Below are 18,904 nucleotides of genomic sequence, written 5' to 3' on the forward strand. Positions count from 1 at the left end.
GGCCGCGCAGACGATCGAAAACCCCTCGACTTGGGCGCAGGCGGGACTTAAGCACCGCCCTTATCCCTGTCAACGCGAGGGCCTTTTTAAGGCGGCGTGTTTCAGGCGCGAATGTCCGTTTCGACGGCCTGTCCACAGACCCTTGCCCGGAGCGTCCGATGCGAGCGCGACGTCCCCTCCACAGCCTGTTTCTGGTCGTCGTCGCCGGTTTGGCGCTGGGCGTCGCCGCCTGCGGGCGCGGCGGCGACGAAGCCGCCCCGGAAAAGAACGACCGGGTGGTGGCCAGGGTCAACGATCGCGCCGTCTGGGCCTCGGACGTGCGCCGCGAAGCCGTGGCGCAGGGGTTGATCGGCGAGGACGATCCCCTGGACGCCTCGTCCGAACTGTTCCGCCGGGTGATGGACGAGGTGGTCGACCAGAAGCTGCTGGCCGCCGAGGCCGAACGTCGCGGCCTCGATTCCAGTCCCGCCGCCCAGCGCCGCCTGCAGGCCGTGCGCGAACGCATCCTGGGCGACATGCTGGTCGAGAAGGTGGTGTCCGGCGCCGTGTCCGAACAGGCGGTCGAACGCCTCTACGCCGAGCAGCAGCGGCTGGCCCGTGCGACCGAAGAGGTGCGGGTGCGCCTGATTCTGGCGCCGACCAAGGAACAGGCCGACGCCGTCCTGGGCGTCCTGGGCCAGGGGGCGGCCTTCGAGGCCGTCGCCGCCCAACGCTCCATCGACGACGCCACCCGCTATTCCGGCGGCGACCTGGGCTATTCGACGCTGGACGTCCTGCCCGGTCCCTACGCCGCCGCCCTGCAAGGCCAGACGCCGGGCGCGGTCGTCGGTCCGATCCAGACCGAGACCGGCTGGGCCGTGCTCAAGGTCGAGGACCGCCGCGTCGAAACCCCGCCGACGCTGGAGCAGGCGCGGCCGCAGATCGTGCGCTACCTGACCTATGAAGGCGTGCGCCAGCTGCTCGAACAGCTACGCGGCCAGGCCGAGGTCGAAATCTCCCTGGACGGGGCCAAGACGGCTCCGCCTTCAGCCCCCGTTGAGTCAGCAGCTCCGTCTGCGGCTCAGAAAACCTCCGCTTCTCCCGCCGGAAACGCCTCATGAGCCAGCCGCCCTCCAAGTCCGCTTCGACAGGCAAGAAGATCGAAACCGCCATCGAGAAGGCGCTGGACCCGCTGGCCTCGGCGCTGAAACGGGCGACGCAATCCGCCACCCAGGCGGTCGCCGCCGCACCGGGCAAGCCGGGTCTGATGATCTCGCCCCTGGCTGTGCCTTTCCCAGCCATTCCGCCGATCGGCGGGGTCGAGATCGCGACGGCGCGCGCGGGCTTCTACAAGCATGAGCGCGACGACCTTGTGGTCTTCCGCTTCCCCGAAGGCGCGTCCTGCGCGGGCGTCTTCACCCGGCACAAGGTCGGCTCGGCGCCGGTTGACTGGTGCAAGCGTCATCTGGACGCCGACAAGGGCGGCGAGGGGGTCAGGGCCCTGGTCGTCAACGCCGGCTGCGCCAACGCCTTCACCGGCAAGGCGGGCGCCGACGCTGCGCGCCGCACGGCCTCCGAGGTCGCCAAACGCTTCGACTGTCGCCAGCGCGACGTCATGCTGGCCTCGACCGGCGTCATCGGCGTGGTTCTGGACGACAAGAAGATCACCGCCCGCCTGCCCGAGGTCGAGGCCGGCCTGAAGGCCGACGGCTGGGCGCAGGCCGGTCTGGGCATCATGACCACGGACACCTTCCCCAAGGGTTCCTACGCCGAGTGCGAGATCGAGGGCGTCAAGGTCCGCATCGCCGGCATCGCCAAGGGCTCGGGCATGATCGCGCCGGACATGGCGACCATGCTGGCCTTCATCGTCACCGACGCCGACATCGCCCCGCCGGTGCTGAAGGCCCTGCTGAACCTGCACGTCCGCACCACCTTCAACTCGGTGACGGTGGACGGCGACACCTCGACCAACGACACGGCGCTGTTGTTCGCCACGGGCGCGTCCGGCGCGCCGCGCATCGGCCGCGTCGGCGACCGTCGCCTGAAGGATTTCTCAGCCGCGCTGGACGCCGTCATGCTCGACCTGGCGCACCAGCTGGTGAAGGACGGCGAGGGCGCGACCAAATTCGTCAAGGTGACGGTCGACGGCGCCGCCAGCCCCGCCTCGGCCCGCAAACTGGCCAAGTCGATCGCCGACAGCCCCCTGGTCAAGACCGCTATCGCGGGCGAGGACGCCAACTGGGGCCGTATCGTCATGGCCGTGGGCAAGACGGAGGAGGCGGTCGACCGCGACCGTCTGGCCATCCGCTTCGGCCCCCATGTCGCCGCCGTCGACGGCGCCCCCTCGCCGACCTACGACGAGGCGGTGATGAGCGCCTATATGAAGAACGCCGAGATCGACATCACCGTCCATGTCGCCTCGGGCCGGGCCTCGGCCACGGTCTGGACCTGCGATCTGACCAAACGCTACATCGAGATCAACGGGGACTACCGTTCGTGAGCGAGACGCCCGCCGTTCCCACCGTCCTGGTCGTCGCCGTCGCCCTGATCGACCCGGACGGCCGCGTGCTGATCGCCAAACGCCCCGAGGGCAAGCAGATGGCGGGCCTGTGGGAGTTTCCCGGCGGCAAGGTCGAGCCGGGCGAGCGGCCGGAGGCCGCCCTGATCCGCGAGCTGAAGGAAGAGCTGGGCATCGACGTGAAGGAGGCCTGCCTGGCCCCCTTCGTGTTTACCAGTCACGCTTACGAATCCTTTCACCTGCTGATGCCATTGTACCTGTGCCGGCGCTGGTCCGGCGTGGTCGAGGCGCGCGAACATGCGGGCCTGGCCTGGGTGAAGCCGGACAAGCTGTCGGCCTATCCCATGCCTCCGGCCGATGAACCGCTGATCGCCTGGCTGCGCGATCTGCTCTGACGGGCCGACGACAGGGGAGGCCGGGCGTGAAGGGTTTCATCCACCGGCTGCTCCGCGATGAAGGCGGCGCCACCGCCATAGAATACGGCCTGATCTGCGGCCTGATCGGCATGGTCGTCCTGGCCGCGCTGGGCGCCTTCTCCGGTCGGATGGAGGCGGTTTACGGCAAGGTCAGCCAGTTCGTGCTCGCTGCCGGAGGTTGATGGTCAGTCTTCCTCGCCGGTCTGCTCTCTGACGCCCAGCGCATCGGCGAGACGCGTCTTGGCCGAGCCGCGCTTGGCGGGTTTCTGCTGGCTGTCGTGCGGCGCCCATCCGGCCAGATGCACCATCTCGAAGGTGGCGGGGATGCGCCCATCCGCCTCGGCGTGGCGCTCGGCGTAAAGCTGGGCCGCGCGGGCCAGCACGGCGCGGCTGAGCGGTCGGATCGGCCCGGCCAGCACATTGGTCTCGCCCATCACCCGCAGGTCGCGCATCAGGCCGAAGGGGTCGCCATAACGCACCGTGACCCGGTCCACGTCCGTCACCGGCAGGGCGAACCCGGCCCGTTGCAGCAGGGCCGCCCCGTCGAAACCGTCGGCGAAGGGCGAGACGCGCGCCTGCGCGCCGCCGTTGACCTCCAGCTCCGCCTCGGTCAGCACGCCGCGAAGTTCCTTCAGCGTCGCCGCGCCGAACAGGCTGGCGACGAACAGACCGTCCGGCTTCAGCGCGCGGCGGATCTGGCTCAGCGCGCCGGGCAGGTCGTTGGCCCAGTGCAGGCCCAGCAGGTTGACGATCAGATCGGCCGACCCGTCTTCCAGCCCCAGCGGCCCCGCGCCCGGTGCGGCGCGCTCGGCGGTCGAGCCGACGGCGCGGACCTGCGCCACCCGTTCGCGCGCCGGACTGTCGGCCAGGGCGCGAGCGAAGACGCCGGGGTGCGGCGACAGGTCGACGGGCGTCTGAAACTCGCGCAGGATCACTTCGAGGCTGTTCACCGCATTGTCTGCGGCGCGCAGGTGCAGGAAGTCGGCGTCGGGGAAACGTCGCTCGGCGCGGCTCAGGCGTGCGGCGCGTCGCGCGGCGTCGAAGATGATCGGGGGACCGGAGGAGGGAGAGGGGGCGCTCATGTCGGTTCAGGATGGGGGCTGGAGAGGTCGATTGAAAGGCGTCGGGAGGCCTTTAGCATCCGGCGCGCGCGATGCGGGCCGGGGCCTGCTGGATATTCTGCTGCCGCCCGTGGCTCACGACAGCCGCGAGGCGGCGGCGTCCGCGGGCCTGTCGCCCGACGCCTGGAGCCGGGTGGTCTTTCTGGAGGCGCCGGTCTGCGACGGTTGCGGCGCGGCGTTCGAGTATGACGGCGGCGACTTCGCGGCCGAGCGGTGCGCGGCCTGCACGGCCAGCCCTTACGCCTTCGGCCGGGCGCGGGCGGCCTGCGTCTATGACGAGGCGTCGCGCGGGATCATCCTCAAGTTCAAGCACGGCGACCAGCAGCAGTTCGCCCCCTTGTTCGCGCGCTGGATCAGCCGTTCGGCCGCCCCCCTGATCGAGACGGCCGACGCCGTGGTTCCCGTGCCCCTGCACCGCGCCCGCCTGCTGTCGCGGCGGTTCAATCAGGCGGCCGAGATCGCCCGACCGCTGGCCCGCGCGGCGCGGCTCGACTATCTGCCCGACGCCCTGGTCCGCCCGCTGCCGACCGCCAGCCAGGGCGGAAAATCCGCGCGGGGGCGGCGGCTGAACGTCAAGACGGCCTTCGCCGTGACCGAGGCGGGGCGGCGACGGATCAAGGGGCGGCGGTTGCTGTTGATCGACGACGTGCTGACCACGGGGGCCACGGCCGAGGCTTGCGCGCGGGTCTTGATCGAGGCTGGAGCGCGCGCCGTGGACCTGGCCGTCATCGCGAGGGTGAAAAACGCGCGCGAACCGCTTAAGTAACGGAGAACCTTCCCATCCGCCTTCAGGAGTCCCCCTTGGCCGAAGTCGTTCTCTACACCAAACCCGGCTGCCCCTACTGCATCCGCGCCATGGCCCTGCTGGACCGCAAGGGCGCGCCCTATACGGAGATCGTCGCCTCCAACGATCCGGCCAAGAAGGCCGAGATGGTCGAACGCTCGGGCGGCGCCGCCACCTTCCCGCAGATATTCATCGACGGAAAGCACGTCGGCGGCTCGGACGACATCCACGCCCTGGACCGCAAGGGCGAGCTGGACGCGCTGCTGGCGGCCTAAGTGACCGACACGCTCGACATCGCGCTGATCCAGACGCGGACGCCGGCGATGGCGGCCGCGGGGCTGGCGCATGTCGCGCCCCTGATCCGTCAGGCGGCGGCCGGGGGCGCGCAGCTGATCCTGACGCCCGAGGGAACCAACTTCCTCGAACAGCGCCGAGCCTTGCGCGACGCCGCCCTGTCGGACGAAGGCGCCGACGCCGCCGTCGCCGGGCTCAAGGCCCTAGCCGCCGAACTGGGCGTCTGGCTGTTGGTCGGCTCGGCCATCGTCCGCTCGGGCGTGGCGGATGACCCGCGCGCCGCCAACCGGTCCCTGCTGATCGACCCCGGCGGGGCGATCACGGCCCGCTATGACAAGCTGCACGTCTTCGACGTCGACCTGCCGAATGGCGAGACTTATCGCGAAAGCGTCTCGGTGCGGCCCGGCGAGGCGGCGGTGGTCGCCGACAGCCCCTGGGGCGGCCTGGGCCTGACCATCTGCTACGACCTGCGTTTCCCGCATCTGCATCGCGCCCTGGCACAGGCGGGCGTGACGCTGATCGCCGTCCCCGCCGCCTTCACCCGCCCGACCGGCGAGGCGCACTGGGAGACCTTGTTGCGCGCCCGCGCCATCGAGACGGGCGCCTTCATTCTGGCCCCGGCCCAGGGCGGGACGCATGAGGACGGCCGTCAGACCTGGGGCCGCTCCCTGGTCGTCGGGCCGTGGGGCGAGGTGATCGCCCGGCTCGACCACGACGAACCGGGCGTCCTGCACGCCCGGCTGAACCTTCAGGCCGTGGAGAAGGCGCGCGCCAGCGTGCCCGCCCTGCGTCACGACCGCGACTTCGACCTGCCCCTATGATCCGTTACGCCCTGTCCTGCGACCAAGACCACGGCTTCGAGGCCTGGTTCGGCTCCTCGTCCGACTATGACGACCAGGCGGCGCGCGGCCTGGTCGAATGCCCCTTCTGCGGTTCGACGACGGTGAGGAAGCGGGTGATGGCCCCGGCGGTCTCGGGCACGAAGAAGAGCGCGCCTGCGCCCGACGCCATGAAGCAGGTCCAGTCGATGATGATGCAGGCCGCGCGCGAGGTGCGCGACCATGTCGAGCAGAATTTCGACTATGTCGGCGACGCCTTCGCCCGCGAGGCCCGCGACATCCACGAAGGCCGCAGCGAGAAGCGCGAGATCTACGGCGAGGCCACCCCCGCCGAGGTGAAGAAGTTGAAGGACGACGGCGTGCCTTGCGCCCCCCTGCCCAGCCTGCCGCCCGACCCCAAGAAGGCGAACTGATCGCAGATGGGGCAGGGGGAGCGGTACGAGGAATTCGCCCCGCCCGACGCCTTGCGCCCCTTCGTGCGCCTGCTGTGGACCTACGCCGCGCCCCGCCCCAGCGGCGGGGTGCAGCGCATCGCTCCGGACGGCTGTCCCGAGCTGGTGGTCGATCTGGCGGCCCCCTATGAGGAACAGGACGCCGACGGCGTCTTCCGCCTGCAGCCGTCGGTGATCTTCGCCGGTCAGATGACCCGGCCGATGGCCATCCGTCCGGTCGGTCCGGTTGAGATCGTCGCCGCCAAGTTCGAGCCGGACGGGGCGCGGGCGTTTCTCGGCCGCCCGCTGATCGAGGCGACGGATCGGCGGCTGGACCTCGTGGCCCGGCTGGACGGCTTCACGGCGCCGCCGGGCGACCCGGCGGGGCAGGCCGCCGCCCTGGGCGCCTGGCTGGAGGAACAGCGCCGGGCGGGCGACTGGCGCATCGACCCCGCCGTCCGCGCCCAGGTCGCCGCCGCCGAGGACGACCTTGAGGCGCCGCCTTTGAGCCCGGCCGAACGCCGCGCCCTGCAGCGCCGGTTCCGCGATCGCGTCGGCGTGGCGCCGCGCATTCTGCGCTCCGTCTTCCGCTTCCGCCGCATCTTCGATCACGCGATGGGCCAGGACGCCGACGCCGCCTCCTGGCTCGAGGCCGGTCTGGCCGCCGGTTATTTCGACCAGCCGCAGATGGCGCGCGACTTCCGCCGTTTCCTGGGCTGCACGGCCACCGCCTGGGCGCGTGAACAGGTGGAGCTGGCGCGGCGGCTGGCGTCGCATTCCTACAAGCCCGCGCCCTGAGGGCGGCGTAACCTTCCTTCCGTCCTTGAGGAGAGGAAGAGCCCATGTCCGTTTCCAGCCTGCTGGCCGCCGCCCTGTTGCAGACCGCCGCGCCTGCGCCCGACCTGTCGTGGCTGGCGGGCTACTGGCTAGACTGCTCCGACGGGCGCGAGGCGTCCGAGACCTGGAGCGACCCGCGCGCGGGTCTGATCGTCGGCCACTCGCTGACTGTGCGCAATGGCCGCAGCGGTTTCGAGAGCGCCCGCATCGCCCCCCTGAAGGACGGCGGCCTGGCCTATTTCGCCCAGCCTGACGGGGCGCCCGCCACCCCCTTCCGCCTGATCGACAGCGGCCCGCAGCGGGCGGTTTTCGCCAATCCCGACAACGACTTTCCGCACCGCATCATCTATGACCGCGCGGGGGATGTGCTGACCGCCCGGATCGAAGGGGCGGACGACGATGAGAACCGGAGCGTGCAATGGCGATTCAACAGGGCGGAGCTGAACGCCCGCTGTCCACTCTGACCTGGCGGGGCATGACGCCGGACGACCTCGACGGCGTGGTCGCGGTGGCCCAGCTGTCCTTCCCCGATCATCCGGAAGAGCGCGCCTGCTTCGCCAACCGTCTGGAGCTGCACCCCGAAGGCTGCTTCGTCCTGGCCGCCGAGGACGGGCCGGTCATGGGCTATCTGGTGGCCTATCCGTGGGTGCTGAACGCCGCCCCGGCGCTGAACGTGCTGATCGACGCCATCCCGGCCGAGGCCGAGGTGGTCTATCTGCACGACCTGGCCCTGCACCCCGACACGCGCGGCGGCGGCCACACCCGGCCGGTGGTCGAGCGCCTGGCCGAGCAGGCCAAGGCGGCGGGCTGGCCGGCGGTCGCCCTGGTGGCGGTCAATGACGCATCAAGCTTCTGGGCGCGCAACGGCTTTGAGGTTCAGAACCCGCCGGGCATGGCCGAGAAGCTGGCCAGCTACGGCGACGACGCCCGCTATATGGTCAGGCCGCTGTAAGCGACTTCAGCACGAAGTTCAGGCGCTCGGCGACGGGCGCCTGGGGTAGTTCGATCAGTTCATAGCCGAAGCGCGGATAGGTCTCGGCCATGGCGTCGAAGGTGCGGCGGGCCTCGTCCAGATCCTGCTTGCGCTCGGCGTCCTGGCCGAAGATCTCGGGCCAGACCGGGGCGATGAAGACGCGCCGCTCATAGCGGATGTCCTGCGCCGCCCGCTCCATATGGGCCGGGACCGGCAGGCCGCACAGGGTCAGATAACCGACTACGTCCGGGACGCCGCGATCGAAGAAGACGGGCCCATCGGCGCCCTCGGCGCGGGCGTGGGCCTCAAGCTCGCGGTCCAGCATCAGTTCGGCGAACAGGGCCCGATCCTTCCACGGCAGGGCCTCGCCGTCGATCGCCTGCTGGCGGCGAATGATGGCGCGGCCGGCCTCAGGCGAGGTCGCATGACCCGCCGCCGCCAGCGCCTCCAGCAGCGTCGTCTTGCCCGAGCCGGGACCGCCGGTCAGGACGATGCGGCGCGGGCCGATCATGCGTCGCGCGTCGCCATCATCATGTAGTTGATGCCCACGTCGTCGCCCTCGCTCCAGCGGTCGTTCAGCGGGTCATAGGCCAGTCCATAGGGGCCGGTGACGGTCAGGGGCTCGCCGTCCAGCATGGCGCGCAACTCCTCGGGCTTGAGGAACTGGCGCCAGTCGTGGGTGCCCGCGGGCACCCAGCGCAGCACATATTCCGCCGCGACCTTGCCCAGCAGCAGCCCTTTCAGCGTGCGGTTCAGGGTGGCGACGATCATCAGGCCGCCCGGCTTGATCAACTTTGAACAGGCGCGGATGAAGGCTTCCGGATCGGCGACGTGTTCGATGACTTCCATCGTCAGCACCACGTCGAACGGGCCGGCGCCTGCTTCGACCATCTGCTCCACCGTGGCGGCGCGATAGGCGATGTCCAGACCGACCTGATCGGCGTGGGCGCGGGCGGTGCCGATGTTCTCGGACGAGGCGTCGATGGCCGTGACCTCAAAGCCCATGCGCCGCATCGGCTCGGCGATCAGGCCGCCGCCGCAGCCGATGTCGATCAGGCTGAGTCCGTTGAAGGGCGCGCGCGCTTTCACGTCGCGATCAAAGTGCTCGGCCGCCCGATCGCGCACGAATTTCAGCCGCGCCGGATTGAAGCGGTGCAGGGGGGCGAAGGGGCCTTTGGGATCCCACCACTCGGCCGCCTGGGCCGAAAAGCGCGCTACGTCGGCCGGGTCGATGCTCGGCCCTTCGGCACGATCGGTAGCAAAGGGTGAAAAACCCTCTTCGCTTTGGGGTTTGCGCGGATCGAGGCTGTCGTTAGAAGCGGGCATGGGCAGAGGCATGGACCGCCTTCGCCCGCCATGCAAGCAGGGGATCAGACGCCAGGATGACGCGGGCCGACACGAACCGGTTGGTGATGAAGTTCGGCGGCACCTCCATGGCCGACCTGGAACGCATCCGTCGCGCGGCGCGCATCGTCGCCGCCGAAGCCGCCAGGGGCAAGAAGGTGGCCGTGGTCGTCTCGGCCATGGCGGGCAAGACCAATGAGCTGGTCGCCTGGACCGACGGCGTGGGCGGCGCGGCGCCGGGCCTGTACGGCGACGGCGTCCTGTCGGACGACGAATACGACGTGGTGGTCGCCTCGGGCGAGCAGGTGACGTCGGGCCTGCTGGCCCTGACCCTGCGCAACATGGGCCTGAAGGCGCGCAGCTGGATGGGCTGGCAGATTCCGATCCTGACCGACGACGCCCACGGCCGCGCCCGCATCGAAGAAGTGCCCGGCGACGCGCTGGGGGCCGCGCTCGACGCGGGTGAGATCGCCATCGTGCCGGGCTTCCAGGGCGTGACCCGCGACGGGCGCATCACCACCCTGGGCCGGGGCGGTTCGGACACCTCGGCCGTGGCGGTGGCGGCGGCCCTGGGCGCGCCCTGCGACATCTATACCGACGTGGACGGCGTCTATACGACCGACCCGCGCATCCAGAGCCGCGCCCGGCGTCTGGAGAAGGTGTCCTACGAAGAAATGCTGGAGATGGCGTCGCTGGGCGCCAAGGTGCTGCAGACCCGCTCGGTCGAGCTGGCCATGCACAAGCGCGTGCCGGTGCGCGTCCTGTCCAGCTTCATCGAACCGGATGAGAACGGAAACCTGCCGCAACACGCCGGCACCCTGATTTGCGACGAGGATGAGATCGTGGAAAAGCGCATCGTTTCCGGCGTGACCATGAGCCGGGACGAAGCCCGGATCACGCTGCTTGGCCTGTCGGACCGGACGGATGCTCCGGCCGACGTCTTCACCCGTCTGGCCGAGGCCGAGGTCAACGTCGACATGATCGTGCAGAGCCAGGCCCGCACCGAAGGCGCGGTCAACCTGACCTTCACGACCGGCCGGCGCGACGCGCGCCGCGCCGCCGACCTGATGACCGCCGCCAAGGCCGACATCGGCTTCGAGGAGCTGCGGGTCGACGACGACGTGGCCAAGGTTTCGGTGATCGGCGTGGGCATGCGCAGTCACGCGGGCGTGGCCCAGACCATGTTCCGCGCCCTGGCTGACAAGGGCGTGAAGTTCCAGGCCATCTCGACCTCCGAGATCAAGATCAGCGTACTGATCGACTCGGATTACGCCGAGCTGGCGGTTCGGGCGTTGCACGCGGCCTACGGTCTGGACGCGGAAGACTAGGATAACGGAAGCGCCGCCCTATCTGGAACGGATCAGGGGCGGCAAGGCGGGAGCAGGCATGGTCAAGGGCGTGGCAGTGACGGCGAGGGGGCCCCGCCTTCTGCTGCGCCAGATCCGCGAGGCTCTGGCCGGGGCCGGGGGCGGCGCGCCTGCGCAGGACCGGCTGAACATGGTGGTGCGGATCATCGCCCGCTCCATGGTGGCCGAGGTCTGTTCCATCTATCTGCGGCGCGCCTCGGGCGAGCTGGAGCTGTTCGCCACCGAGGGTCTGAACCCCGAGGCCGTTCACAACACCCGCCTGCGACCCGGCGAGGGCCTGGTCGGCGAGGTGGCGCGCACGGCCGCGCCGATCAGCCTGTCGGACGCCCAGTCGCACCCTAGCTTCTCCTATCGGCCGGAAACGGGCGAAGATCCTTATCACGCCTTCCTCGGCGCGCCCCTGCTGCGCGGCGGCCGGGCCATCGGCGTCCTGGTCGTCCAGAACCGCGCCGCCCGTCGCTATGACGAGGAAGAGGTCGAGGACATCCAGACCATCGCCATGGTCCTGGCCGAAACGGTGGCCTCGGGCGAGCTGCTGGCGCTGGAGGAGCTTCGCGACGTCGAGGTCGCGCCCCACCGGCCCGAGCGGCTGAAGGGGCAGAAGTTCGCCGAGGGCCTGTCGTTCGGGCAGGCCGTGCTGCACGAGGCGCCGATCGCGCCGGAACAACTTCTGGCCGACGACCCCGCCGCCGAGGAGACGCGCCTCAAGGAGGCGCTGGAGCGTCTGCGCACCAGCATCGACGCCTTGCTGGAAGGCAGCCAGGGCAAGCTGGGCGGCACCCCCTATGAGGTGCTGGAGACCTATCGCATGTTCGCCGACGACCGGGGCTGGAACCGGTCGCTGGAGGAGGCGGTGCGTTCCGGCCTGACGGCAGAAGCCGCCGTGGATCGCGTCCGCAACGAGCACCGCGCCCGCTTCGCCAACGCCCGCGACCCCTATATCCGCGAACGGCTGCACGACTTCGAGGATCTGGCCAACCGCCTGCTGCGGCTGATGGCGGGCGATCATCCGGGCCAGCGCGACCTGCCCGACGACGCCATCCTGGTGGCCAAGAACCTGGGACCGGCGGACCTGCTGGAATATCCGCGCCACAAGCTGCGCGGCTTGCTGCTGGAGGAAGGCTCGGCCGCCGCCCACGCGGCCATCGTCGCCCGCGCCTTGCAGATTCCCTGCGTCGGCCGCCTGCAGGGCCTGCGCGATCGCCTGACCGAGGGCGATCAGGTCATCGTCGACGGCGAGACGGGCGAGGCCTACTTGCGGCCCCGTCCCGACATGCTGGCGGCGGTCGAGAGCCGCATGGCCGTACGCGAGCAGCGCCGCGCCGAGTTCGACCAGCTGCGCGACACCCCCGCCGTCACCAAGGACGGCAAGCGCATCATGCTGCTGGCCAACGCCGGCCTGGCGGTGGACCTGGAGAATCTGGACGCCACGGGGGCGGAGGGCATCGGCCTGTTCCGCACCGAGTTCCAGTTCATGGTCTCGGACGAGCTGCCGCGCCTGGACGCCCAGGCGGCGCTTTACAAGCTGGTGCTGGATGCGGCGGGCGAGCGGCCCGTCACCTTCCGCACGCTCGACATCGGCGGCGACAAGGTGCTGCCCTATCTCGACAATGAGCGCGAAGAGAACCCGGCGCTGGGCCGCCGGGCCATCCGTCTGGGTCTGGATCGCCCGGCCCTGCTGCGGATGCAGTTGCGCGCCCTGCTGAGCGCCGCCGCCGGGCGCGAGCTGCGCGTCATGTTCCCCATGATCGCCACGGTGGACGAGTTCCGCGCCGCCCGCGAACTGGTCGATGTCGAATGCGACTGGGCGCGACGCCGGGGGCGGCCCCTGCCGTCCCTGCTGCGCGTCGGGGCCATGATCGAATGCCCCAGCCTGCTGTGGCACCTGGACGCCCTGCTGCCGCTGACCGATTTCGTCTCGATCGGCACCAACGACCTGCTGCAGTATATGTTCGCCGCCGACCGGACGAACCCGCGCGTGTCGGATCGCTATGATCCCCTGTCGCCGCCCTTCCTGCGCGCCCTGGCCGAAATCCAGCAGAAGTGCGCCGACAGCGCCACGCCTGTCTCGGTCTGCGGCGAACTGGCGGGGCGCCCGCTGGAAGCCTTCGCCCTGATCACCCTGGGCTACAACCGCCTGTCCGCGCCTGCGGGCGGGGTGGGGCCGGTCAAGCGCATGATCCTGTCCGCCGATCTGAACGCGGCGCGGCGGGGGATGAACGTCCTGCTGGGCTCGTCGGCCGGGTCGGTGCGCGGCGAGATCGAGTCCCTGGCGCGCAAGCTCAACGTCGAAGTCTGAACAAGCGGGGCCGCTTTCCCGCGTTGCCCGCGCTTCTCGCCTCGTCTAAGCGGGGATGACGGGCGCACGGGCGCCTGACGTGACGGAACCCCGACCCTATGGACCAGGATCGGCAAGCCGCGTTCGACTTCGACGCCGACGCGACGCTGGATCAGACCCCGGAGGCGACGCCCGAAGCGGCGCCTGAGGAGCCCTCGGACGATTCCCTGGGCGCCTCTCTGCGCGCCGCGCGCCTGGCGTCGGGCCTGTCCATGGCCGAGCTGTCGACCAAGACGCGGGTGCATCCGCGTTTCCTGACCGCGCTGGAGCAGGGCGAGTACGCCGTCCTGCCGTCGCGGATCTTCTCCATGGGCTATGTGCGCGCCTACGCCGGCGCCCTGGGTCTGGACGAGTTGAACGCGGTCGAGCGATTCAAGCAGGAGTATCCGGATGCGGCCGTGCCGCTGCAGCCGCCGACGGGCGCCGCCTTGCAGCAGATGCGCCAGAACTCGCCCAAGATCCTGGGCGTCATCGGCGTCTTCCTGGCGGTGGTGATCGGCTGGAACGTCTTCCAGCGCATCAACCGCATCGAGGCGCCGCACCCCTCCGACCTAGTCGCCGTGCCCAAGGACTGGGCCGAGCAGGCCGATCATCAACGGGACCGCGCCCTCTACCTCGGCGCGCCCAAGGCGGCGCCGCCGGACCAGACGACGCCGGCCATGTACATCACGCCGGGGCTGGAGGCTCAGCTGACGGGGATCGACCCGGACGACCCCAACGCCGTCCCGCCGCCCGCGCCGCCGGTGCAGGCCGCCTTCAACCCGCGCGGGGCCATCTACGGCGCCTCGGCCACGGCCTCTCAGGTCATTCTGCAGGCGCGCAAGCCCGCCATCCTGGTCATTCGTCAGGGCGACGGCCGCATCCTGTTCGCGCGCCAACTGGCCGCGGGCGAGGCCTGGCGCGCGCCGCCGGGTCTGGCGGCGACCATCGACACGCCCGATCCGGCCGCCTTCGACGTCTATCTGAACGGCGAGCACGGCGGCGTGCTGCCCGCGCCGCAATCGCCGCTCGGCTCGCTGAACAACCGCGCCCAGGCGGCCGCGCGCGAGTCCGAGGCCCGCGCCGCCGCCGCCGTCGAGGCCCGCGCTCGCGCGGCCCAGGCGGCCGCCGCGGCTGCTGCTACGGCGGCGCCGACGGTCACGGCCCCTGCCGCCGCCCAGGCGCCGTCCGCCGCCTCGCCCCCGGCCGGCTGACCTTTTGGCGGGCGAAGGCGCGATCTTTCGCCGCCTGTCGTGGTTTTGCAGCTCTTCCTGTCCTATGTTCCCGACGTCATGAGCGACCATTCCGAACTCGGCCATATCCGTCCCTGGCGCCACATCGAGCGCCGCAAGAGCCGCCAGATCATGGTCGGCTCCGTTCCGGTCGGCGGCGACGCCCCGATCAGCGTCCAGTCGATGACCAATACGCCGACGACCGACGCGGCGGCGACCCTGGCCCAGATCCGTCAGCTGGAGGAGGCCGGGGCCGACATCGTCCGCGTCTCCTGCCCGGATGTGGAATCGACGGAGGCCTTTAAAACCATCGCGCGCGAAGCCCGCGTGCCGCTCGTGGCCGACATCCACTTCCACTACAAGCGCGGCATCGAGGCGGCCCAGGCGGGCGCCGCCTGCCTGCGCATCAACCCCGGCAACATCGGCTCGATCGACCGGGTTAAGGAAGTCGTCCAGGCCGCCCGCGATCACGGCTGCTCCATGCGCATCGGCGTCAACGCCGGGTCGCTGGAGAAGGAGCTGCTGGAGAAGTACGGCGAGCCTTGCCCCGATGCGATGGTCGAAAGCGCCCTGAACCACGCCCGCATCCTTCAGGATCTGGACTTCCACGAGTTCAAGATCTCGGTGAAGGCGTCGGACCCCTTCCTGACGGTGGCCGCCTATCAGCAGCTGGCCGACGCCATCGACTGCCCCCTGCACCTGGGCGTGACCGAGGCGGGGCCGCTGCGCACCGGCACCATCAAGTCGGCCATCGGCATGGGCAATATGCTGTGGTCGGGCATCGGCGACACCATCCGCGTCTCGCTGGCCGCCGATCCGGTCGAAGAGATCAAGGTCGGCTTCGACATCCTGAAGTCCCTGGGCCTGCGTCACCGGGGGGTGAACATCATCGCCTGCCCGTCCTGCGCCCGCCAGGGCTTCAACGTCATCGAGACGGTGGCGATTCTGGAAGAGCGCTTGGCCCATGTCTCGACCGCCATGTCGCTGTCGATCATCGGCTGCGTGGTCAACGGGCCGGGCGAGGCCCTCTATACCGACATCGGCTTCACCGGCGGCGGCAAGGGGGCGGGCATGGTCTATCTGAACGGCAAGATCGCTCACAAACAGGCCAACGACGGCATGATCGACGAGATCGTCGCCCAGGTCGAAGCCAAGGCGGCCGAGCTGGACGCCGCCCGCAAGGCGGCCGAATAGTCGGGCGAAACGAGGGGGAGAGACGATGCTGAAACACGCGATCCTGGCGGCGGCGCTGTTGGCGGGCGCCGCCTGTGCGCCGGCGCCTGAGGCCGAGCCGTCGTCTCGGGCCGTCGGCATGGCCAATCCCGCCTCGGTCACCTGCCAGCGCGAGGGCGGCAGGTCGGAAATCCGTCGGGACGCCCAGGGCGGCGAATACGGCGTCTGCGTCTTCGAAGACGGCCGCCAGTGCGAGGAATGGGCCCTGTTCCGCGACAAGCGCTGCGTGGCGCCCAAGGCGGCCGACTGAAGACGACTGAACAATGAAACTCTACATCACCACCCCGTCGCCCTTCGCGCGCAAGGTTCGCATCGTCGCCCGTGAAAAGGGCCTGGCCGACCGGATCGAGGAGATCGTCGTCGATCCCTACGGCAATGCGCCGGAACTGCTGTCGAACAATCCTGTGGTGCAGGTTCCGACCCTGATCGCCGAGGACGACCTGCCGCTGACCGACAGTCCGGTCATCGCCGAGTATCTGGATGCGCTCGGCGCCGGGCCGCGTCTGCTGCCGACCGAGGGGCCGGAGCGCCTGCGGGTCAAGCGACTGGAGACGCTGGGCTGCGGCGCGCTGGAGATGGGCGTCAAACTGGTGCTGGAGAAGCGCCGGCCGGAACAGGAACGCTCGCCGTCGTGGATCGAACGCTGGACCGTCAACATGGGCCGCGCCCTCGATGCTCTGGAGGCCGCCGCCCCCGACGCCGAGGCGCTGGACATGGGCGTGCTGACGGCGGGGATCGCCGTCACCTGGATCAGCTTCCGCCACCCGGACTACGACTGGAAGACGGGCCGCCCGAACCTGGTCGCCCTGCAGGCGTCGCTGGAGCAACGTCCCAGCTTTATCGAGACCTATCCTGTCTGAGGCTCAGTCGGCCGTCGCCTCGAACGGGGACAGAAGACGATAACGCAGGCGGGTGTTGTCCGCATCCATCACCTCCAGCCGCGCGCCGCGAAAGCCGATGACCGCATCTTCATCCAGGTCGTATTCGACCGTCTGGGTCTGAGCCGGTCCATCGTGCGTCGTCTCGCGATAGAGGAAGCGGACCTTGCCGTCGGCGCGGCCATGATAGATCAGTTCGCGCCGTCGCGATCCGTCGTCGGCCTCCTGGATGCGGATGTCGCGCACCTGGGGCGTCGTGTTCCAGGTCAGGACGCACAGGCCTGGCGTGATGAAGCCGCGCACCGGACCTGACCCGTCATTGGCCCGGCATAGCCCGCCCGAGGTATGGGGCGCGGTCCCCAGCAGGGGATCGCGGGCCGTCATCCGGTCGGAGACGTAGTAGGTGTGGCGTTCGTCGCTCTGTCGCGCCGTCAATTGGCCGGGCGAGATGGTGAAGCGCTTCCTCAGTAAGCCGTCGCCCCAGGTCAGCTCATTGGCCAGGGCCAGGCCCGGCAGGCTGCGCCGCCGTCCTGCCTCGACGGCCGCCTCGCCGACATCGACTTCCGTGACCGTGTTCAAGGCGGGACGGTCGACGGTCTCGATCTGCGGCGCGACTATCTGCGTCGAGGCGCAGCCGGACAGCAATCCTCCAGCCATGACGCAGGCCGTGAGGTCGATCATCCATGTACGCATCCCGTCGCCCCGACCTGTTGCATGCGACAGTCGGCCAGCGATCCGCGTCTCTGTCAATGATCAGTGTTAGGTGAGGAGTTGGTAGCCTTGGAAGGCCGCCAGCACGATCAGCAGGCCTCCCACTGCATAGGCCAGAGCCTTGCGCGGCGCCATCTTGACGATCAGCCCGGCGAAGGGGGCGGCAATCAACCCGCCGACCACCAGTCCGCCCACTGCGGCGGCGTGGTTCTGCAAGGCGCCCGCCTCTTCCCAGTGGCCGGTGATCAGCGCCCAGACAAAGGTGGCTGATATGGCGACGGTCAGGAAGAACTCGGCCGTATTCACCGTACCGATGGCCTTGCGCGGCTCCTGTCCGGCGCCGACCATGGTTGATGAGACCGTCGGTCCCCAACCGCCGCCGCCGACCGCGTCCAGAAAGCCTCCGATCAGGCCCAGCGGGCCGGTGACCCAGGCGGGCAGGTGGCGCGTCGGGATGTCATGCCCGGCCCGCCACAGAATCCACGCCCCGACCAGGGCCAGATAGCCGACGATGAAGGGTTTGATCACCGCCGCCTCCAGTCCTGTCAGCACATAGGCCCCCAGCACCCCGCCGATCACGCCGGCGACAGCCAGGGGCAGCAACAGCCGCCACTCCACGTTCTTGTGCCAGGCGTGGCTGCCTGCGGACGCGGCGGTGGTGAAGATCTCCGCAGCGTGGACGCTGGCCGATGCCGTAGCCGGGGGCACGCCCAGCGCTAGGAGTACGGAAGAGGATATGACGCCGTAGGCCATGCCCAGAGCCCCGTCGACAGCCTGCGCCAGGACACCGACCAGCAGGAACAGGAAGAAGGTATCCATTCACGCCTCGGTCGGCTGTTGTTGAAGGCCATCAGGCGCAGGTCGCGGCCCTGCTGGCAATGGTTGTCGTGACCGGGTCAGGCCTGATCTAGGCGCGCGAGGGCGTTCAGCACGTCGCGGCCGCGATAGGGCTTGATGACCATGGCCGCCGCCAGTTCGGCGTTCTGGGCCGCGGCTGTCACGTCGCCGGAAAGGAAGACGACGGGCACGCCCCAGCGCGCCTTCAGACGACGCGCCAGATCGACGCCTGTCGCCGCGCCCGACAGGTTGATGTCCAGCAGGGCCACGTCAATGGGATGAAGAGCGGTGGCCGCCTCGGCTGCTTCGGCGCTGTGGAAGGGGCCGATGACCCGATGGCCGGCGGCGTCCAGGGCCTCGGTCAGGTCGATTGCCGCTTCGGCGTCGTCCTCGACCAGCAGGACGGTCAGGGGATCGGCCTCGGTCGTCGCCGCAGGTTCGACGGGCATGCGGTCGAGGGCGGGGGTTTGGCGCACCAGAACGGCGCGGACATAGGGCCACAGTTCAGCGGCGGGGCGTTCGGCGTCCAGGTCGAAAATCTTGGCCAGGGCCTTCAATTCCTTCTCGGCGTCCGGGCTCACGGGCGCGCCGCCCGCAGTCAGCAGGCCGTCGTAGAGCACGCACAGGCGCGCGACGTCGGCGCCTGGCGCAGGGCCCGTCGAGGCCCCATCCAGGGGCTTTTCATGGGTCATGCCCTGTCTCCAATTTAGTTTCAGCCTCGTGGAGCTAGGGGTTTTGCAGGTGCGAAGAAACCGGCCTGACGGGCTTGTGACGGCTGTTCACGATTGCTCCA

General features: G+C 69.9%; 23 protein-coding genes. 17 read left to right on the top strand and 6 right to left on the bottom strand.

What is annotated here, in order from left to right:
- The first annotated feature begins 158 nt into the window (after positions 1-158).
- From ABC419_RS02905 to ABC419_RS02920, 4 genes are read left to right on the top strand one after another with little or no spacing between them, the layout of a single operon-like run.
- Positions 159-1,100: a peptidylprolyl isomerase gene (locus ABC419_RS02905; protein WP_412876414.1), complete on the top strand. Its 942-nt coding sequence runs from the start codon at positions 159-161 to the stop codon at positions 1,098-1,100.
- On the top strand, positions 1,097-2,479 hold the full coding sequence (gene argJ / locus ABC419_RS02910) for a bifunctional glutamate N-acetyltransferase/amino-acid acetyltransferase ArgJ (protein ID WP_412876413.1): 1,383 nt from the start codon (positions 1,097-1,099) through the stop codon (positions 2,477-2,479). The genes ABC419_RS02905 and argJ overlap by 4 nt, the downstream gene beginning before the upstream one ends.
- Entirely contained in the window at positions 2,476-2,892 is a 417-nt protein-coding gene (locus tag ABC419_RS02915; RefSeq protein WP_412876412.1) for a (deoxy)nucleoside triphosphate pyrophosphohydrolase, read from the top strand. Before argJ ends, ABC419_RS02915 begins: the two co-directional genes overlap by 4 nt.
- Positions 2,893-2,918: 26 nt before the next feature.
- Positions 2,919-3,095: a Flp family type IVb pilin gene (locus ABC419_RS02920; protein WP_134582159.1), complete on the top strand. Its 177-nt coding sequence runs from the start codon at positions 2,919-2,921 to the stop codon at positions 3,093-3,095.
- Positions 3,096-3,098: 3 nt separating this feature from the next.
- Here the strand turns inward: ABC419_RS02920 and ABC419_RS02925 are convergent, their stop codons facing one another.
- Positions 3,099-3,995 carry a methyltransferase domain-containing protein gene (locus ABC419_RS02925; protein WP_412876411.1) on the bottom strand — a complete coding sequence of 299 codons (897 nt, stop codon included), beginning with the start codon at positions 3,993-3,995 and terminating at the stop codon, positions 3,099-3,101.
- Between ABC419_RS02925 and ABC419_RS02930 the strand changes: the two genes are divergently transcribed.
- From ABC419_RS02930 to ABC419_RS02960, 7 genes are read left to right on the top strand one after another with little or no spacing between them, the layout of a single operon-like run.
- Positions 3,994-4,800 (top strand): ComFC family protein, encoded by an 807-nt coding sequence (locus tag ABC419_RS02930; RefSeq protein ID WP_200166227.1) that lies wholly within the window; start codon positions 3,994-3,996, stop codon positions 4,798-4,800. The genes ABC419_RS02925 and ABC419_RS02930 overlap by 2 nt on opposite strands.
- Before the next feature lie 35 nt (positions 4,801-4,835).
- Complete coding sequence (grxC, locus tag ABC419_RS02935; RefSeq protein ID WP_412876410.1) at positions 4,836-5,093, top strand: glutaredoxin 3; 258 nt, start codon at positions 4,836-4,838, stop codon at positions 5,091-5,093.
- Positions 5,094-5,933 carry a carbon-nitrogen hydrolase family protein gene (locus ABC419_RS02940; protein ID WP_412876409.1) on the top strand — a complete coding sequence of 280 codons (840 nt, stop codon included), beginning with the start codon at positions 5,094-5,096 and terminating at the stop codon, positions 5,931-5,933.
- Complete coding sequence (locus tag ABC419_RS02945; protein WP_412876408.1) at positions 5,930-6,364, top strand: DUF1178 family protein; 435 nt, start codon at positions 5,930-5,932, stop codon at positions 6,362-6,364. Before ABC419_RS02940 ends, ABC419_RS02945 begins: the two co-directional genes overlap by 4 nt.
- Positions 6,365-6,370: 6 nt before the next feature.
- Positions 6,371-7,180 (top strand): AraC family transcriptional regulator, encoded by an 810-nt coding sequence (locus ABC419_RS02950; protein WP_412876407.1) that lies wholly within the window; start codon positions 6,371-6,373, stop codon positions 7,178-7,180.
- 44 nt (positions 7,181-7,224) lie between these two features.
- Positions 7,225-7,683 (top strand): DUF6265 family protein, encoded by a 459-nt coding sequence (locus ABC419_RS02955; protein WP_412876406.1) that lies wholly within the window; start codon positions 7,225-7,227, stop codon positions 7,681-7,683.
- On the top strand, positions 7,638-8,171 hold the full coding sequence (locus tag ABC419_RS02960) for a GNAT family N-acetyltransferase (protein ID WP_125901948.1): 534 nt from the start codon (positions 7,638-7,640) through the stop codon (positions 8,169-8,171). The genes ABC419_RS02955 and ABC419_RS02960 overlap by 46 nt, the downstream gene beginning before the upstream one ends.
- Here the strand turns inward: ABC419_RS02960 and ABC419_RS02965 are convergent.
- Positions 8,158-8,703, bottom strand: a complete 546-nt coding sequence (locus tag ABC419_RS02965) for an AAA family ATPase (protein ID WP_412876405.1) — start codon at positions 8,701-8,703, stop codon at positions 8,158-8,160. The two genes, ABC419_RS02960 and ABC419_RS02965, sit on opposite strands and share 14 nt — an antisense overlap.
- On the bottom strand, positions 8,700-9,530 hold the full coding sequence (ubiG, locus tag ABC419_RS02970) for a bifunctional 2-polyprenyl-6-hydroxyphenol methylase/3-demethylubiquinol 3-O-methyltransferase UbiG (RefSeq protein ID WP_243637695.1): 831 nt from the start codon (positions 9,528-9,530) through the stop codon (positions 8,700-8,702). Before ubiG ends, ABC419_RS02965 begins: the two co-directional genes overlap by 4 nt.
- A 44-nt stretch (positions 9,531-9,574) precedes the next feature.
- Between ubiG and ABC419_RS02975 the strand changes: the two genes are divergently transcribed.
- The 6 genes from ABC419_RS02975 (at position 9,575) to ABC419_RS03000 (ending at position 16,545) form a co-directional block, all read left to right on the top strand.
- Positions 9,575-10,864: an aspartate kinase gene (locus ABC419_RS02975; protein WP_125901950.1), complete on the top strand. Its 1,290-nt coding sequence runs from the start codon at positions 9,575-9,577 to the stop codon at positions 10,862-10,864.
- Between the two features lie 58 nt (positions 10,865-10,922).
- Entirely contained in the window at positions 10,923-13,202 is a 2,280-nt protein-coding gene (ptsP, locus tag ABC419_RS02980) for a phosphoenolpyruvate--protein phosphotransferase (RefSeq protein ID WP_412876404.1), read from the top strand.
- Between the two features lie 98 nt (positions 13,203-13,300).
- Entirely contained in the window at positions 13,301-14,434 is a 1,134-nt protein-coding gene (locus ABC419_RS02985) for a helix-turn-helix domain-containing protein (RefSeq protein ID WP_412876403.1), read from the top strand.
- A gap of 78 nt (positions 14,435-14,512) precedes the next feature.
- Positions 14,513-15,646 carry a flavodoxin-dependent (E)-4-hydroxy-3-methylbut-2-enyl-diphosphate synthase gene (gene ispG / locus ABC419_RS02990; RefSeq protein ID WP_125900327.1) on the top strand — a complete coding sequence of 378 codons (1,134 nt, stop codon included), beginning with the start codon at positions 14,513-14,515 and terminating at the stop codon, positions 15,644-15,646.
- 25 nt (positions 15,647-15,671) lie between these two features.
- Entirely contained in the window at positions 15,672-15,935 is a 264-nt protein-coding gene (locus tag ABC419_RS02995; RefSeq protein ID WP_412876402.1) for a putative hemolysin, read from the top strand.
- Positions 15,936-15,948: 13 nt separating this feature from the next.
- A complete protein-coding gene (locus tag ABC419_RS03000; RefSeq protein WP_412876401.1) occupies positions 15,949-16,545 on the top strand; it encodes a glutathione S-transferase N-terminal domain-containing protein in 597 nt (198 codons plus the stop codon).
- Positions 16,546-16,548: 3 nt separating this feature from the next.
- Here ABC419_RS03000 and ABC419_RS03005 read toward each other — a convergent pair whose 3' ends face one another.
- From ABC419_RS03005 to ABC419_RS03015, 3 genes are all read right to left on the bottom strand, one after another.
- Positions 16,549-17,244 carry a hypothetical protein gene (locus ABC419_RS03005; protein ID WP_412876400.1) on the bottom strand — a complete coding sequence of 232 codons (696 nt, stop codon included), beginning with the start codon at positions 17,242-17,244 and terminating at the stop codon, positions 16,549-16,551.
- Between the two features lie 78 nt (positions 17,245-17,322).
- Entirely contained in the window at positions 17,323-18,093 is a 771-nt protein-coding gene (locus tag ABC419_RS03010; protein ID WP_412876399.1) for a sulfite exporter TauE/SafE family protein, read from the bottom strand.
- Positions 18,094-18,170: 77 nt separating this feature from the next.
- Complete coding sequence (locus tag ABC419_RS03015; protein ID WP_412876398.1) at positions 18,171-18,803, bottom strand: response regulator; 633 nt, start codon at positions 18,801-18,803, stop codon at positions 18,171-18,173.
- Positions 18,804-18,904 lie beyond the last annotated feature (101 nt).

Origin of the sequence: Brevundimonas phoenicis (assembly GCF_047237745.1) — a bacterium.
Lineage (GTDB): Bacteria > Pseudomonadota > Alphaproteobacteria > Caulobacterales > Caulobacteraceae > Brevundimonas.

Coding starts and splice junctions, on each gene's coding strand:
- ABC419_RS02905 (WP_412876414.1), top strand. CDS start 159: ATGCGAGCGCGACGTCCCCTCCACAGCCTGTTTCTGGTCGTCGTCGCC.
- argJ (WP_412876413.1), top strand. CDS start 1,097: ATGAGCCAGCCGCCCTCCAAGTCCGCTTCGACAGGCAAGAAGATCGAA.
- ABC419_RS02930 (WP_200166227.1), top strand. CDS start 3,994: ATGTCGGTTCAGGATGGGGGCTGGAGAGGTCGATTGAAAGGCGTCGGG.
- ABC419_RS02925 (WP_412876411.1), bottom strand. CDS start 3,995: ATGAGCGCCCCCTCTCCCTCCTCCGGTCCCCCGATCATCTTCGACGCC.
- ABC419_RS02945 (WP_412876408.1), top strand. CDS start 5,930: ATGATCCGTTACGCCCTGTCCTGCGACCAAGACCACGGCTTCGAGGCC.
- ABC419_RS02950 (WP_412876407.1), top strand. CDS start 6,371: ATGGGGCAGGGGGAGCGGTACGAGGAATTCGCCCCGCCCGACGCCTTG.
- ABC419_RS02955 (WP_412876406.1), top strand. CDS start 7,225: ATGTCCGTTTCCAGCCTGCTGGCCGCCGCCCTGTTGCAGACCGCCGCG.
- ABC419_RS02960 (WP_125901948.1), top strand. CDS start 7,638: ATGGCGATTCAACAGGGCGGAGCTGAACGCCCGCTGTCCACTCTGACC.
- ABC419_RS02965 (WP_412876405.1), bottom strand. CDS start 8,703: ATGATCGGCCCGCGCCGCATCGTCCTGACCGGCGGTCCCGGCTCGGGC.
- ubiG (WP_243637695.1), bottom strand. CDS start 9,530: ATGCCTCTGCCCATGCCCGCTTCTAACGACAGCCTCGATCCGCGCAAA.
- ABC419_RS02975 (WP_125901950.1), top strand. CDS start 9,575: ATGACGCGGGCCGACACGAACCGGTTGGTGATGAAGTTCGGCGGCACC.
- ptsP (WP_412876404.1), top strand. CDS start 10,923: ATGGTCAAGGGCGTGGCAGTGACGGCGAGGGGGCCCCGCCTTCTGCTG.
- ABC419_RS02985 (WP_412876403.1), top strand. CDS start 13,301: ATGGACCAGGATCGGCAAGCCGCGTTCGACTTCGACGCCGACGCGACG.
- ispG (WP_125900327.1), top strand. CDS start 14,513: ATGAGCGACCATTCCGAACTCGGCCATATCCGTCCCTGGCGCCACATC.
- ABC419_RS02995 (WP_412876402.1), top strand. CDS start 15,672: ATGCTGAAACACGCGATCCTGGCGGCGGCGCTGTTGGCGGGCGCCGCC.
- ABC419_RS03000 (WP_412876401.1), top strand. CDS start 15,949: ATGAAACTCTACATCACCACCCCGTCGCCCTTCGCGCGCAAGGTTCGC.
- ABC419_RS03005 (WP_412876400.1), bottom strand. CDS start 17,244: ATGATCGACCTCACGGCCTGCGTCATGGCTGGAGGATTGCTGTCCGGC.
- ABC419_RS03010 (WP_412876399.1), bottom strand. CDS start 18,093: ATGGATACCTTCTTCCTGTTCCTGCTGGTCGGTGTCCTGGCGCAGGCT.
- ABC419_RS03015 (WP_412876398.1), bottom strand. CDS start 18,803: ATGACCCATGAAAAGCCCCTGGATGGGGCCTCGACGGGCCCTGCGCCA.